Source organism: Streptomyces sp. E2N166, assembly GCF_003671715.1.
Taxonomy (GTDB): domain Bacteria; phylum Actinomycetota; class Actinomycetes; order Streptomycetales; family Streptomycetaceae; genus Streptomyces; species Streptomyces thinghirensis.
In genome coordinates, this window is the sequence record NZ_RAIF01000032.1 from 1,631,770 (window position 1) to 1,644,913 (window position 13,144).

General features: G+C 73.0%; 12 protein-coding genes and 2 pseudogenes. 4 read left to right on the plus strand and 10 right to left on the minus strand.

Annotated features, from left to right (window positions below):
* Positions 1–544, minus strand: a pseudogene (locus tag EBH09_RS34355) (DNA polymerase ligase N-terminal domain-containing protein); the annotation flags it as partial.
* A 104-nt stretch (positions 545–648) separates the two neighbouring features.
* A complete protein-coding gene (locus EBH09_RS34360; protein ID WP_121750709.1) occupies positions 649–1,479 on the minus strand; it encodes an aldo/keto reductase in 831 nt (276 codons plus the stop codon).
* Positions 1,480–1,670: 191 nt separating this feature from the next.
* On the opposite strand from EBH09_RS34360, the gene EBH09_RS34365 reads away from it, so the two are divergent.
* On the plus strand, positions 1,671–2,648 hold the full coding sequence (locus EBH09_RS34365; RefSeq protein WP_121750710.1) for a TauD/TfdA family dioxygenase: 978 nt from the start codon (positions 1,671–1,673) through the stop codon (positions 2,646–2,648).
* A gap of 4 nt (positions 2,649–2,652) precedes the next feature.
* Here EBH09_RS34365 and EBH09_RS34370 read toward each other — a convergent pair whose 3' ends face one another.
* The 3 genes from EBH09_RS34370 to EBH09_RS34380 all read right to left on the minus strand — a co-directional run bounded on the left by EBH09_RS34370 (position 2,653) and on the right by EBH09_RS34380 (position 5,739).
* On the minus strand, positions 2,653–4,155 hold the full coding sequence (locus EBH09_RS34370; protein WP_121750711.1) for a metallophosphoesterase: 1,503 nt from the start codon (positions 4,153–4,155) through the stop codon (positions 2,653–2,655).
* A gap of 89 nt (positions 4,156–4,244) precedes the next feature.
* The gene (locus EBH09_RS34375) at positions 4,245–5,000 is read right to left on the minus strand and encodes a dienelactone hydrolase family protein (RefSeq protein ID WP_121750712.1); all 756 of its coding nucleotides are present in this window, start codon (positions 4,998–5,000) and stop codon (positions 4,245–4,247) included.
* Between the two features lie 118 nt (positions 5,001–5,118).
* Entirely contained in the window at positions 5,119–5,739 is a 621-nt protein-coding gene (locus EBH09_RS34380) for an L-threonylcarbamoyladenylate synthase (protein WP_193776685.1), read from the minus strand.
* Positions 5,740–5,909: 170 nt separating this feature from the next.
* Between EBH09_RS34380 and EBH09_RS34385 the strand changes: the two genes are divergently transcribed.
* Positions 5,910–7,436 (plus strand): helix-turn-helix domain-containing protein, encoded by a 1,527-nt coding sequence (locus EBH09_RS34385; protein WP_121750713.1) that lies wholly within the window; start codon positions 5,910–5,912, stop codon positions 7,434–7,436.
* A gap of 134 nt (positions 7,437–7,570) precedes the next feature.
* On the opposite strand, the pseudogene EBH09_RS39585 reads toward EBH09_RS34385, so the two are convergent.
* The 4 genes and pseudogenes from EBH09_RS39585 to EBH09_RS34405 all read right to left on the minus strand — a co-directional run.
* A pseudogene (locus EBH09_RS39585) lies at positions 7,571–7,732 on the minus strand (cytochrome P450); the annotation flags it as partial.
* Between the two features lie 24 nt (positions 7,733–7,756).
* Positions 7,757–8,797 carry an NAD(P)-dependent alcohol dehydrogenase gene (locus tag EBH09_RS34395; protein WP_121750714.1) on the minus strand — a complete coding sequence of 347 codons (1,041 nt, stop codon included), beginning with the start codon at positions 8,795–8,797 and terminating at the stop codon, positions 7,757–7,759.
* Between the two features lie 83 nt (positions 8,798–8,880).
* Entirely contained in the window at positions 8,881–9,651 is a 771-nt protein-coding gene (locus EBH09_RS34400) for an SDR family NAD(P)-dependent oxidoreductase (protein ID WP_121750715.1), read from the minus strand.
* A 7-nt stretch (positions 9,652–9,658) separates the two neighbouring features.
* Positions 9,659–10,324: a TetR family transcriptional regulator gene (locus tag EBH09_RS34405; protein ID WP_193776686.1), complete on the minus strand. Its 666-nt coding sequence runs from the start codon at positions 10,322–10,324 to the stop codon at positions 9,659–9,661.
* A gap of 191 nt (positions 10,325–10,515) precedes the next feature.
* On the opposite strand from EBH09_RS34405, the gene EBH09_RS34410 reads away from it, so the two are divergent.
* Both EBH09_RS34410 and EBH09_RS34415 read left to right on the plus strand, forming a co-directional pair.
* Complete coding sequence (locus EBH09_RS34410; RefSeq protein ID WP_121751153.1) at positions 10,516–10,752, plus strand: hypothetical protein; 237 nt, start codon at positions 10,516–10,518, stop codon at positions 10,750–10,752.
* 202 nt (positions 10,753–10,954) lie between these two features.
* Positions 10,955–12,613: a catalase gene (locus tag EBH09_RS34415; RefSeq protein ID WP_121750717.1), complete on the plus strand. Its 1,659-nt coding sequence runs from the start codon at positions 10,955–10,957 to the stop codon at positions 12,611–12,613.
* A 3-nt stretch (positions 12,614–12,616) separates the two neighbouring features.
* Here the strand turns inward: EBH09_RS34415 and EBH09_RS34420 are convergent.
* On the minus strand, positions 12,617–13,144 hold a 528-nt coding region (locus EBH09_RS34420), incomplete at its 5' end, for a fructosamine kinase family protein (protein ID WP_153182761.1).

A 13,144-nucleotide genomic window follows, 5' to 3' on the forward strand; every position in this document is an offset into this window, starting at 1 on the left:
ACCCGCGCGAGCGTGCGGCCGGTCCGTGCGGACCGGGCACGCCGAGGGCCGGGGGTACCGTGCCCGCGGGACCCGCCGCCGGCCGTCTTCACGAGGAGCCACGCCTCCTCGCCGTCGCCGCCCTCCCACCGCGGAAACGGGTCAGCGCGTACTCCGCCGCGCAGCTTCGCACCGTGCAGCCGGAACCTGGCGTGGGCGCGCGCGAGCGACTCCCCGAGGTCCACCGGCCGTCCCCGGCGGTCGTGGCTCAGCGGCTCGTAGGTGCCGTGGTCCCAGACGATGACCGTGCCGAACCCCGTGCTCGCCAGCGGGGATCACGCCCTCGAACTCCTGGTACTCCAGCGGATGGCCCTCCGTCGGCACGGCGAGCCGCTTGTCACTCGGGTCCGCCGACGGTCCCTTCGGCACCGCCCAGGACTTCAGCACGTCGGCCACCTGGAGCCGGAAGCCGAAGTGCGGGGTGCTCGCGTCGTGGATCTGCACGACGAAGCGGGGCGCCGCCCTCCCGAACCCCTCGGAGGACGCCCCGCGCCCCGCCGGGCATGCCGAAGTCACGCCTGCCGCGGTAGTCCCGCGGCCCGGTCCCCTCGACCACCGCCTGTGGTTCCTTCCAGGGAGATGTGCGACGACCGGGGCCGGGTACCCCGGTCAGAACTCCTCGTGCACTTCCGGGTCGCCGCCGATCCGCCGGTGCGCGCGGTCCGCGACCGTGCGCATCTGGCCGGCGTCCAGTTCGAAGCCGAAGACGTGGAGGTTCGCCCGCTGCCGCGCGGGGTCGGAGGACTTCGGGACGGGCACCGCCCCGAGCTGGGTGTGCCAGCGCAGTACCGCCTGGGCGGGCGTCACGCCGTGCGCGTCGGCGACCGCGACCAGGGCCGGATCGTCCAGCAGGTCGCTGCCGCGTCCCAGCGGGCTCCAGCTTTCGGTGCGGATGCCCCTGCGCTCGTGGAAGGCGCGCAGCTCGTCCTGCGGGAAGAGCGGGTGCAGCTCGATCTGGTTGACGGACGGCAGGACGCCGGTCTCCTTCTCCAGGCGTTCGATGTGCCCGGCCGTGAAGTTGGAGACGCCCACCGAGCGTACGAGGCCGTCCTCGCGCAGCTTGACCATGGCCTTCCAGGAGTCGACGTACTTGTCCACGCGGGGCAGCGGCCAGTGGATCAGGTACAGGTCGACGTACTCGAGTCCGAGCCGGGCACGGGACTCCTCGAACGAGGCGAGGGTCTCCTCGTAGCCGTGGTGCCGGCCGGGCAGCTTGGTCGTCACCACGATCTCCTCGCGGGGAACCCCGCTGCCGGCCACGCCGCGGCCGACGCCGGTCTCGTTGCGGTAGTTCGTCGCCGTGTCGATCAGGCGGTAGCCCGTCTCCAGGGCCTCGCGGACCGCCCGCTCCGCCTCGTCGTCCGTCATCGGCCAGGTGCCCAGCCCCAGGGCGGGGAGCGGGGTGCCGTCGTTGAGCGTGTGCGTCGGGATGCTGATCACGTGGGGACCTTCCCTGGATGTGTACGGCGGTGTGCCGCCCGTCCAGCGTCGCCCACGGGGCGAGCGGTGATCAACCGGACGGCGCGGGAGGGGGTCTGCCACGATCTCCGTTGGAGCCGACACGCACGAACGAACGGCCGGCGCCCTACGACCGACCAACGACCGACGACGGACCGAGCAACGGAGCGCGCATGACGACGGACAGGGCAACGGCGGAACGTACGGCGGCCGAGGCGGCCGGGATCGAGGTGAAACCGGTCGCCGGGCACATCGGCGCCGAGATCGACGGCGTCGACCTGGCCGGCGGCCTCGGCGCGGCGCAGGCAGCGGTGGTCCGGGCGGCGGTGCTGCGCTGGAAGGTGGTGTTCTTCCGCGACCAGCGCCTCGACCACGCCGGACACGTCGCGTTCGCACGCCTCTTCGGCGAGCCGGTCGTCCTGCCCCGGCGCGGCAAGGCGTCGCCGGCGGACTTCCCGGAGGTCGAGACGACCGCCGACCGGCTGGAGCTGGGCGGGCGGTTCGGGATGGACCACGACGAGTGGCTGCGGCGCCGGCGCCACACGCTGCTGCGCGGCTGGCACTGCGACCACGGCGCCCGCGTCGACCCGCCGGCCGCCACGATCCTGCGTGCCGAGACGGTCCCGCCGTACGGCGGTGACACCACCTGGTCGAACCTCGCCGCCGCCTACGCCGGGCTGTCCGCCCCGATGCGCGCCTTCGTCGACACACTGCGCGCCGAACACCGCCTCGGCGTCGGCTACCAGCCCCGGCCGGGCGACGACGCCTACGTCCGCCACCTGCTCGACCACCAGACCGCGACCGTGCACCCCCTGGTCCGCGTCCACCCCGAGACGGGGGAGCGGGTGCTGTTCGTCAACGGCTACTACGTCGAACAGATCGCCGGGCTCTCCCGTCCCGAGAGCGCGGCGGTCCTTCAGCTGCTGCTGGAGCAGGCGACCCGGCCCGAGTACACCGTCCGCTTCCGCTGGGAGCCGGGCAGCGTCGCCTTCTGGGACAACCGGGCCACCATCCACCTCGCCCCGAGCGACAACGCCCACCTCGACCACCCCCGGACCATGCACCGCGTGATGCTCGCCGGCGACGTGCCGGCCGGAGTCGGCGGCGTTCCCTCGAAAGCGATCGCCGGCAGCGAACCGGGACGCTGGTGAGCCGTCAGACGAGCGGGATCGTCACCTCGTCCTCGACCGGCGGGTCCAGCTCCTGGGCCCGGTTGCCGGTGGCGGCGTAGCAGCGCAGCCGGACGGCGTCCGGGGCGACGTCCAGACGCAGGAAGCACTTGAAGAAGGGCGGGTCGTACGTCGCCGAACTCGGCGAGAACAACTGCGTGTAGATCTTGCGCACGGGCAGCCGGAACCGTTTCCCGCGACCGGGCCGCCGTCCGGTGCCCAGCAGCCCGGCGACCAGCCTGGTGCGCCGGGTGACCCGCGCGGCCGAACCCGGGGCGCGGGCCGGGCGGATGCCGAGGCGTTCGGTGATCACGGCCGTCGCCTCGGCCTCCGTGAGGGTGAAGAAGCGGCGCAGTCGCAGTCGGCGGCCGTACAGCCGGCTGTAGAAGGCGAGGGAGTCGCCGCGCAGCGGATAGCAGCGGAAGTCCTGCTCGTCGACGCCGGCCACCGAAACGCGGGGGATGGTGTGGGTGGCGTGCATGAACGCCCCGCCGCCGCCCGCGACGACGTACTGGACGGTGCGGCCGTCCACGTCGACCGGATAGCGCTGGTAGTTGTGGATGTCGCCGCCTATGGCCGCGACGTAGTGGTGGCCGGGATCGCGCACGAGGTCGTCGACCGTGCCGCCGCCCTCTATGGGGCACGGGTGGTGCTCGCCGTCCACGTACAGGGGTGAGCCGGTGACGAGGATCTTCGGCCGCGGGCCCCGGGACACCTCCCGCAGCCACGCGCCCTGCTCGGCGTCGACCGTGCCCAGCAGCCCCGTGTCGATGCCGATGATCCGCACCGGTCCGGCGTCGATCGCCCAGTACGGTCCGGGCTGGTCGGCCTGCTGCGCGGGCGCGGACCGCATCTCGCGCGCCTCGTCCAGACGCCGGCCGTCGTCCGGGCGCGGCCGGTGCCACAGCAGGGACCGCAGCCAGGCGGGGGTGAGGGGGCGCGGCGCGGGTTCCGGCGGCAGGGGCGGGGCGTCGTCGCAGAAGACGCGCATGAAGCCGCCGAGGTCCTCGTACCAGTCGTGGTTGCCCGGTATCGCGTATATGGGTGCCGGGTAGTCGCGGTACGGGCGGAAGAACTTCGTGCCGTAGTCGTCGGCACTGCCCACCGGGTAGATCACGTCGCTGGCGAGGACGGCGAACCGCGTGTCCTGACCCTCTTTCAGCAGGCCGGGGACGACGGCGTACTGCGGGTCGTCGCCCTCCCCGGTGTCGCCGACGACCAGGAAGGAGAACCGGTCCGGGTCGTCGCGCCGGATCACCTTGTCGGCCGGCGCCCCGTCCGCCGTCCGCCGCGCCACCCAGCGGCCCCGGGTCCGGCCCGTGGGGTCCCCGAACCAGGAGGCCAGCACGCCGTTGCGGGCGGCCCACAGCGTTCTCGGACTCAGCCAGGACAGCTTCTCGGTGCGCTGCGGCACGAGTGCTCGGTAGGAGCCGCGCTCGGCGGAGCCCCAGCCGGCGCCTTCGGCGGTATCACGTGAGGAGTCAGACACCCGGGCACGGTAACAACGCCCGGGACCGGGCCCGGCGCGGGAGCCCCGTCAACTTCCGGCCCGGCACCGCCGTTTCGCAGCCGTACGCGTCAGAACGTCCGCTTCAGGAGGTCCAGCAGCGCCGCCCAGTGCCGCTCGGTCGCCTCCGGGTCGTACGCCGCGGTGTCGGCCTGCGTGTAGCCGTGGGGGGCGTCGCCGTACACCTCGCAGCGGTGCCGGACGCCGGCCGCGGTCAGCGCCGCCGTCAGGCGTTCCTGCTGCTCGGGCGGCATGGAGTCGTCGTGGTCCGCGTGGCCGAAGTACAGCTCGGCGGTGATGTGCCCGGCCACCAGGTGCGGGCTTAGCGGTCCCTCGGTCGCCAGGTTCCCGCCGTGGAAACCGGCCGCCGCGGCGACCCGGTCCGGATACGTGCCGGCCGTGCGCAGGGCGAGCCCGGCACCCATGCAGTAGCCGGTCAGCGCGACCGGGCCGTCGGCCGCCGCCGGGCAGTCCGCGAGCCACCGCAGGTAGGCCCCGGCGTCCCGCATCGCCCGGTCGGGCGTCAGCGACCGCATGATCGGCCCGAGGCGCTGGAAGATGTCCGGCCGAGCCCCCGGGTCGACGAACTCGGGCAGTTCCACGACCGGCGCCCGCCCGTGCCGGTAGAAGACGTTGGGGACCAGGACCGTGTACCCGGCACCGGCCAGCCGGTCGGCCATGTTCCGCAGCTGCGGGCGCAGTCCGAAGGCGTCCATGTGGAGCAGGACCGCGGGATGCGGGCTCCCGTCGGCGGGATGCGTGAGGTAGGCGTCGGCGGTGCCCTCGTCGGTGGGGACGTCGACGGCTGTTCCCTGTACGGCGGTCATGGGGGACTGCCTTTCTGTCGTGCCTCGGTGCCCGATCCGCCGGCGTCACCGGCGGATCGTGGTCATCCTGGCACGTGGCTCCGGGGGAGTGCGGCGGTCCCCCGGTGGTGGGCGGCGGCTACTCGAACCTGGCCGTGTCGCCCGCGCCCCGCCGCACGATCTCCGCCTCACCGCCGGAGAAGTCGACGACCGTGGTCGGCTCGGTGCCGCAGTCCCCGGAGTCGATCACCGCGTCGAGCACATGGTCGAGCCGGTCCTTGATCTCCCAGCCCTGGGTCATCGGCTCCTCCTCGCCGGGCAGCAGCAGGGTGCTGGACAGCAGTGGTTCACCGAGTTCGGTGAGCAGGGACTGCGTGACGACGTGGTCCGGGATGCGCACGCCCACGGTCTTCTTCTTCGGATGCTGGAGCATGCGCGGCACCTCCCTCGTCGCCGGCAGGATGAAGGTGTAACTGCCCGGTGTCGACGCCTTGATCGCCCGGAACACGTCGTTGTCGATCTGTACGAACTGACCGAGCTGCGCGAAGTCCTGGCACACCAGGGTGAAGTGGTGCCGGCTGTCCAGTTGCCGGATCGACCGGATGCGGTCGATGCCGTCGCGGCTGCCCAGTCGGCAGCCCAGCGCGTAGCAGGAGTCCGTCGGATACGCGATCAGCGCCCCTGAGCGGACGCTGTCGGCGACCTGGGTGATGCTGCGCGGCTGGGGGTTGTCGGGGTGCACGTCGAAGTACTTCGCCATTCACCGAGCTTATGCCCGTAGGCGGGCGCCGGGCCGACAGGCCCGGTCGGCGGCTCGGCGGTCGTCCGTTCCGGATCGTCGCGTCCGCCGGAAGTGCCGTGCGCGCTCAGCCATGCGGTAACGTCCCCGGCCTGGGCCGAGGGTCAAGCTAGGGCGAGGAGAAGGCCGACGTGGCGGGCCGAGAGGACGGGGCACGGCAGTGGAGAGCCGGGGCCGGTGAAGACGCGGACTGGTCGGCGGAACTGCTCGACCACCTGCGGCCGGCCGGACGCGACGTACGCAGGGTCGTGACCTGGCTCGCCCGGACCGCGCACGCGGCCGTGTCCCTGCAGGACGGTGCAGGCCGCCTGCTGGCCGGTACCCGCACCCCGCTGGACGAGGACCTGGTCGCCGACATCACCTGCGGCCGGATCGCCTCCGCCGCCCTGGAGGACCGGGGTCGTCATCTGCGGCTCGTCCGCGTGGAGCGGGTCCACTCGGCGTCGGCCGCCGTCCTCGCGGTGGCGCGCGAGGCCCCCTTCGACCGGCGGGTCTCCGACATCGTCACGCACACCGCGCAGGTCGTGGAGCTGCTGCTGGCCGGCCACGAGTCGACCGCGGCCGGACACCGGCTGCGTCGGGCCACCGCCGACCTGCGCCTGGCCATCCTGCAACTGCTGATGGTGGAGGACACCGTCTCCGCCCGCCGTGTGGCCGCCGGACTCTGGCCGGGTCTCCTCGACACCGACGAGGCGTGTGTCTACGTCGTGGAGAGCAGCCCCGAGGAGCGCGACCGGCTCGCCGAGGAGTGCCTGTCGGCGACGGGCGAACGGGCCCTCGTCGTACGGTGCCCGGCCATGGACGGGCACGTGATCGTCCTCACGCCCGGCGAGGCGGCCGGTCAGGAGTTGCGCTCGCTCGTCGGCCGTCTCCCCGGCGTCTTCCTCGGCGGCAGCGCCCGGCAGAGCCTCGCCCGCACCGCCACCGCGTACGGCCAGGCCGTGAGCGCCCTGGCCGTCGCCCGGTTCCGCGCCGACAAGGCGGCCGTGTACGCCGAGCGGACCCGTCCCGAGCGCCTGATGGACCCGGCGGCGCTGCACGGCTGGACGCTCCACCTGCTGCGCCCTCTCGACGGCCTGCCGCACCACACCCGCGCCGAACTCCTCGCCACCACTCGGCTCGGCCTGGAGTTCACCGCCGTCAACACGGCGAAGGTCCTCGGCGTCAGCCGCAACACGGTCCGCGCCCGCATGGACCGGGTCGAGGGACTGCTGCGGACGGACTTCGCCGACCTGACCGCCCGCGCCGCCGTCCACCTCGCCCTGAACGCCCAGGCCGGCCTCGCGCAGCAGCCCGGCGGCACCGAACGCCCCGGCCCCGCCCGTCTCACCGATCTGCTGGCCGGGCCCGCGCTGCGCACCTGGGCCGGCGACCTGCTCGGCCGCCTGGAACCGGACCCCCGGGACCTGCGGCGCACGCTGCGCACCTGGATCGCCGTCGGCGGCAACGCCGAGCGGGCAGCGCGGACGCTCGGCGTGCACGCCCAGACCGTGCGCGAGCACGTCCGCAGCGCCGAGCCCGTCCTGGAACGCCAGTTGCTCGCCGCGGGCAGCGACCTGTACGAGGTCGTGCTCGCCCATCTGGCGGCGGGCGACCTCGACCAGCCACGCCTGCTTGGGACGAAACCGGACCATCCGGACTCACCTGTGCACGGGTGAGTCCCCGCGGCCCGGCAGCGGGCATCGAGACGATTCACAACGGCCGAGCCGTCCACGTAGGTTCGACGGACCGAGGGGGCACGACCGGAACGGGGGACCGGTCGCGCCCCCTCCGCCGACTCCGTCGGGGTCCCCACGGCCAGGCGCAGCTCCGGAAACCTCTCGAACAGGGTGGGCAGCGCCGCCGTCAGGACCTCCGCACGGGCCGGCGGAGCCCCGGCGCATCGGTGACTCCGACGCCGAACGCCAAGTGGTCGTCGGCACCGCGCGCCGAGTCGAAGGTCCGCGTCCGGGCCCGTGGCGCGGGAAGGGGCGGGCGGTCAGCCGTGGGGCAGGATCACCGCACGGCCGTTGACCTTCCCCTCGTGAAGCCGCTCGTAGGCGAGCGGGGCGTCGTCCAGGGAGTACGTCTCGGTGTGCACCGACACGGCGCCCGCGCGGGCCAGGTCCAGCACCTCGATGAGCTCGCTGCGGCTTCCCCAGTAGGGGGCGTTCACCGACACCTCGAAGGGCAGCAGGCCGAAGCCGACGGGGAGCGATCCGCCGCCGATGCCGACCAGCGTGACATCGCCCTCGACGGCGGCCACGGCGCCCGCGGTCCGCACGGTCGGCGCCACTCCGACGAAGTCGAACACGGCCTGGGCGCCTAGGCCGCCGGTGAGTTCGCGCACCGCGTCCGCGGCCTTCGCGTCCGAGAGCACCGCCTCGTGCGCGCCCACCTCACGGGCGAGGCGCAGTTTTTCCTCGCTGACGTCGAGGGCGACGACCCGGGCGGACGTCAGGGCGCGCAGCAGCTGGATGGCGACGTGGCCGAGGCCGCCGGTACCGATGACGACCGCGGTCGACCCGGGGACCAGCTTGGGCAGCGACCGCTTGACGGCGTGGTACGGCGTCAGCCCCGCGTCCGTCAGCGGCACCGCCGTGACGGGGTCGAGCCCGTCCAGCGGGACCAGGTGCCGGGGGTCGTCGATGAGCAGGTACTCGGCCATCGCCCCCGGACGCCCGAGCCCCGGCGGGTGGATGCCCAACTCGTCGGCGCGCAGGCAGTAGTTCTCCTTGCCCTCGGCGCACTTGGCGCAGGTGCCGCAGCCCCAGGGGCCGTACACGGCGACCGCGTCACCCTCGGCGAGGCCCCGCACTCCGGCGCCCAGGGCCGCCACCGTGCCGACGCCCTCGTGGCCGAGGGTGAGGGGCAGCTCGTAGGGGAAGCCCGCGGCGGGCCAGCTCATCACCGCGATGTCGGAGTGGCAGACGCCGGCGGCGGTGACCTTCAGCAGCACCTGGCCGGGGCCGGGCTCCGGGTCGGGGACGGTGACCACTTCGGGCGGCGCCCCGATGGTGCGGTACTGCAGTGCCTTCATGGCTGAACTCCTTTGTTCTTCCCCCCGGACGGCCCCCTGTTGTGCGGCCGGCTGTCGTGCGGCCGGCCGTGCTGCGGCGGGTCTCAGACGGCGGTGTAGGCGCCGTCGACCAGGTGGTAGCTGCCGGCGACGAAGGACGCCCGGTCCGACAGCAGGAAGGCGATGAGCTCGGCGACCTCCTCGGATCGCCCGAGACGGCCGGCCGGGTGCAGGGCGACCAGGCCGTCGTAGGCGGCCTCGTCCATGGCCTTCAGCAGCGGGGTGTCGATGAAGCCGGGGCCGACCGCGTTGACCCGGATGCCCTTGGCCGCGTACTCGGCGGCGGCCGCCTTGGTCAGCCCGACGACGCCGTGCTTGGCGGCGACGTAGGCGGGGGAGCCGGCGAAGCCGACCGAACCGAGGATGGAGGCGACGTTGACGATGGCGCCGCCCTTTCCGGTGGCCTCGATGGCGGGCAGCTCGTGGCGCATCGAGTAGAAGACCCCGTCGAGGTTGGTGCGTACGACGCGGTCGTAGGCCTCGATGTCGTACTCGCCGGTCGGGGCGCTCGGGCCGCCGATACCCGCGTTGTTCACGGCGAGGTCCAGGCCGCCGAAGGTGTCGACGGTGAACCTCACCGCGGCCTCGACGGACTGCGGACGGGTCACGTCCACCTCGACCGAGGCGGCCTTGACGCCCTCCGCGACCAGCTCGGCGGCGGCCTTCTCGGCGCCCTCCGCGTTGTGGTCGGCCACGACGACGTTCGCGCCGCCGGCGGCGAGGCGGCGGGCGGTGGCCAGGCCGATGCCGGAGGCGGCGCCGGTGACGAGGGCGGTACGGCCGGTGAACTCGGCGGCGGGGGTGGTGGTGCTCATGGTGCTCTCACTCTTCGGTGGTGCTGTCGGGGGTCGCGGCCGCGGCCTCCGAGGTCAGGGCGTCGTAGGCCCGCTCCACGAGGGCGGCGAGGTCTGCGGCTCCCGCGTCCCGGTCGTCGCCGCGTGCCCACAGGCGCAGGGCGGCGATCAGGACTCCGGCGGCGGCGTCCACGAGGGCGGCCGGGCGCACGTCCCGGGCGTCGTCGGTGCCGAGCCGGTCGGCGACGATGCGGATCGACTCCTCCTGGGCGTCGACCCGGATGCGCTGGTAGGCGGCGAACAGGTCGGGCTCGCTGTCGGCGAGGGCCAGCAGCCGGCGCATGCGGGGACGCACGTGCCAGGCCGGGTCGTCCCGGTCGGCCAGCCAGTCGCGCACGGCCCTGCGATAGGCGAGCAGGGGCGGCTCGCCGGCGGGGCGGGACCGCAGCAGCGCGTTGATGCGGTCGCCGTCCCGGCGGACGAAGTCGAGGGCGGCGTCCTCCTTGCCGGCGAAGTACCGGCTGAACGTGCGGCGCGTGACGTCCGCGCGCTCGGCGATGGCCTCCACCGTGGTCGCCGCGGCCCCGCGCTCCAGGATCAGGTCGCAGGCGGCGGTGGCCAGCGCGTCGCGGGTCTGCCGCGCCTTGCGCTGCCGCCGGTCCTCGGGGGTGGGGGAGGGCTTCGTCGCCGTCATGCCTCCGAGAGTACACCTGAAATGTCTCATTGGGACATGTGACCCACTGGGACACGACTGCCCGTGGGTCCGAGACCGGCTCCGGGTCGGGGCCCGGGTCCGACTCCGTGCCCGCGAACGCCGTGTGCCCCATGGCGCCCCGGGTACCCGGCCCGCACTTCGGAACGAACAACCTCGAAGAGGAGGTCCGCATGACCAGCGGCACGGAGGCCGGCGGCGTGACCGGAACGCAGGACAAGGACTACAACCTGATCTGGTACGTCGAGTCGTGCCTGAACAACGCGTTGCGCCTGGAGACGTACATCCAGGACGCGGAGCGCAACAAGGACAGCGAGGTCGCGGAGCTGTTCCGCAAGGCGCAGTCGGACAGCCGCAAGGGCGCCGAACTGGGCAAGGGGCTGCTGCGCGCACGGCTGAACGGCGGCTGAGCGCGGTCCGTCCGCGAGGACCCGGACGCCCGGCGCCCGGGCTTCCGGGTCCTCGGCGTGAGATGCGGGAAACAAGTGCAAATCGGTATGTGTCGGATGACGCACCGCGGGGTACCCGGGGCGCCCATGTGCGCGGCCGACGGCCGCCTCGCAGCTCAGGGCCGCGTCCGAGGCCGGCCACGAGTCGAAGGAGCCCACGAACATGACGGACGTATCGAGCCAGGGATCCACCCCGGGCGACGACCGCAAGGTGCTCACCAACCGGCAGGGGCACCCCGTCTACGACAACCAGAACCAGCGCACCGTCGGCGCCCGCGGCCCCGCCACGCTGGAGAACTACCAGTTCCTGGAGAAGATCAGCCACTTCGACCGTGAGCGCATCCCCGAGCGCGTCGTGCACGCCCGCGGGGTGACCGCGTACGGCTACTTCGAGGCGTACGGCGCCTGGGGCGACGAGCCGATCGACCGCTACACCCGGGCCAAGCTGTTCCAGGAGCGGGGCAAGCGCACCGACCTGGCCGTCCGGTTCTCCACCGTCATCGGCGGACGCGACTCGGCCGAGACGGCCCGCGACCCCCGCGGCTTCGCGGTGAAGTTCTACACCGAGGACGGCAACTGGGACCTCGTCGGCAACAACCTGGCCGTCTTCTTCATCCGCGACGCGATCAAGTTCCCGGACGTCATCCACGCCCTCAAGCCGGACCCGGTGACCTTCGAGCAGCAGCCGCGGCGCATCTTCGACTTCATGTCGCAGACGCCGGAGTGCATGCACATGCTGGTCAACCTGTTCAGCCCGCGCGGCATCCCGGCGGACTACCGCCATCAGCAGGGCTTCGGCGTCAACACCTACAAGTGGGTCAACGCGGCCGGTGAGACGAAGCTCGTGAAGTACCACTGGATGCCCAAACAGGGCGTCCGCAGCATGACCGAGGAGGACGCCGCCAACGTCCAGGCCCAGAACCTCGGCCACGCGACCAAGGACCTCTACGACGCGGTCACGCGCGGCGAGTACCCCGAGTGGGAGCTGCTCGTCCAGATGATGGACGACCACGACCACCCGGAGCTCGACTTCGACCCGCTCGACGACACCAAGACCTGGCCCGAGCAGGAGTTCCCGGCGAAGCCGGTCGGCCGGATGGTGCTCGACCGGATGCCGGAGAACTACTTCGCCGAGAACGAGCAGATCTCCTTCGGCACCGGCGTCCTCGTCGACGGGCTGGACTTCTCCGACGACAAAATGCTGGTCGGCCGCACCTTCTCCTACAGCGACACCCAGCGCTACCGGGTCGGCCCGAACTACCTCCAGCTGCCCGTCAACCAGGCCAAGAACGCGAACGTGCGCACCAACCAGCGCGACGGCCAGATGGCCTACCACCAGGACGGCGGCGGCGAGAACCCGATCGTCAACTACGAGCCGTCGATCACCGGCGGCCTGCGCGAGGGCGAGTACCCCACGCACGACGAGCAGGGACCGGAGATCCAGGGGCGGCTCACCCGCAAGCGCATCCCGCGCACCAACGACTACATGCAGGCCGGGCAGCGCTATCTGCTGCTGGAGCCGTGGGAGCGCGACGACCTCGTGGCGAACTTCGTCAACCTGCTCTCCCAGTGCGACCGGCCGGTGCAGGAGCGCATGGTGTGGCACTTCCTGCTGGTCGAGAACGACCTCGGCCTGCGGGTCGGCGAGGGGATCGGCATCAGCCCGCACGACGTGTCGGATCTGGAGCCGCTGGCCAGTCAGGACCTCACCGAGGAGGACCGCGAGCGGCTGGCCAACCTCGGCAAGAACCCGCCGCGTGACGTCGCGGGTCTGACGATGACCCACTGCGTCCCCAACGAGCGGCACGTCGTGACGCGCTGACGCTCAGCCGGGGCGCCGTAGTGCCGTCCGGGCCGCCGTGAGGGCCTGCTCGGCGTAGCCGCGTCCGAAAAGCACGGCGTGCACCAGCAGCGGGAAGAGCTGGTGCACGCCGACGCGTCCGGCCCAGCCGTCGGCGAGGGGCGCGGTCTCCTCGTAGCCGTCCAGGATCCGGTCCAGGTGCGCGCAGCCGAAGAGGCGCAGCATCGCCAGGTCGGTCTCCCGGTGCCCGCCGTGCGCGGCCGGGTCGATCAGGTGGACCCGCCCGTCGGCCCCCCACAGCACGTTGCCGTTCCACAGGTCGCCGTGCAGCCGGGCGGGCGGCTCCGCGGGCCCCGCCAGTTCGGGCAGCCGCTCGCAGACCCGCTCGACATCGGCCGCCTCGGCCTGCCGGAGGGTGCCGGCGTCGACCGCGCGGCGCAGGTACGGAAGCACCCGGTGCTCCGCGTACCAGCTCGGCCAGTCCCTTGCGGTGACGTTGCGCATCGGGGCGAGCCCGATGTACGCGTCCTTCGGCCCACCGGGTGGGGCGGC

What these genes read in the sequence shown, in the direction of transcription:
- EBH09_RS34415 (WP_121750717.1), top strand. Translation starts at nt 10,955, where the DNA reads ATGACGGACGTATCGAGCCAGGGATCCACCCCGGGCGACGACCGCAAG.
- EBH09_RS34375 (WP_121750712.1), bottom strand. Translation starts at nt 5,000, where the DNA reads ATGACCGCCGTACAGGGAACAGCCGTCGACGTCCCCACCGACGAGGGC.
- EBH09_RS34395 (WP_121750714.1), bottom strand. Translation starts at nt 8,797, where the DNA reads ATGAAGGCACTGCAGTACCGCACCATCGGGGCGCCGCCCGAAGTGGTC.
- EBH09_RS34365 (WP_121750710.1), top strand. Translation starts at nt 1,671, where the DNA reads ATGACGACGGACAGGGCAACGGCGGAACGTACGGCGGCCGAGGCGGCC.
- EBH09_RS34410 (WP_121751153.1), top strand. Translation starts at nt 10,516, where the DNA reads ATGACCAGCGGCACGGAGGCCGGCGGCGTGACCGGAACGCAGGACAAG.
- EBH09_RS34405 (WP_193776686.1), bottom strand. Translation starts at nt 10,324, where the DNA reads ATGACGGCGACGAAGCCCTCCCCCACCCCCGAGGACCGGCGGCAGCGC.
- EBH09_RS34380 (WP_193776685.1), bottom strand. Translation starts at nt 5,739, where the DNA reads ATGGCGAAGTACTTCGACGTGCACCCCGACAACCCCCAGCCGCGCAGC.
- EBH09_RS34400 (WP_121750715.1), bottom strand. Translation starts at nt 9,651, where the DNA reads ATGAGCACCACCACCCCCGCCGCCGAGTTCACCGGCCGTACCGCCCTC.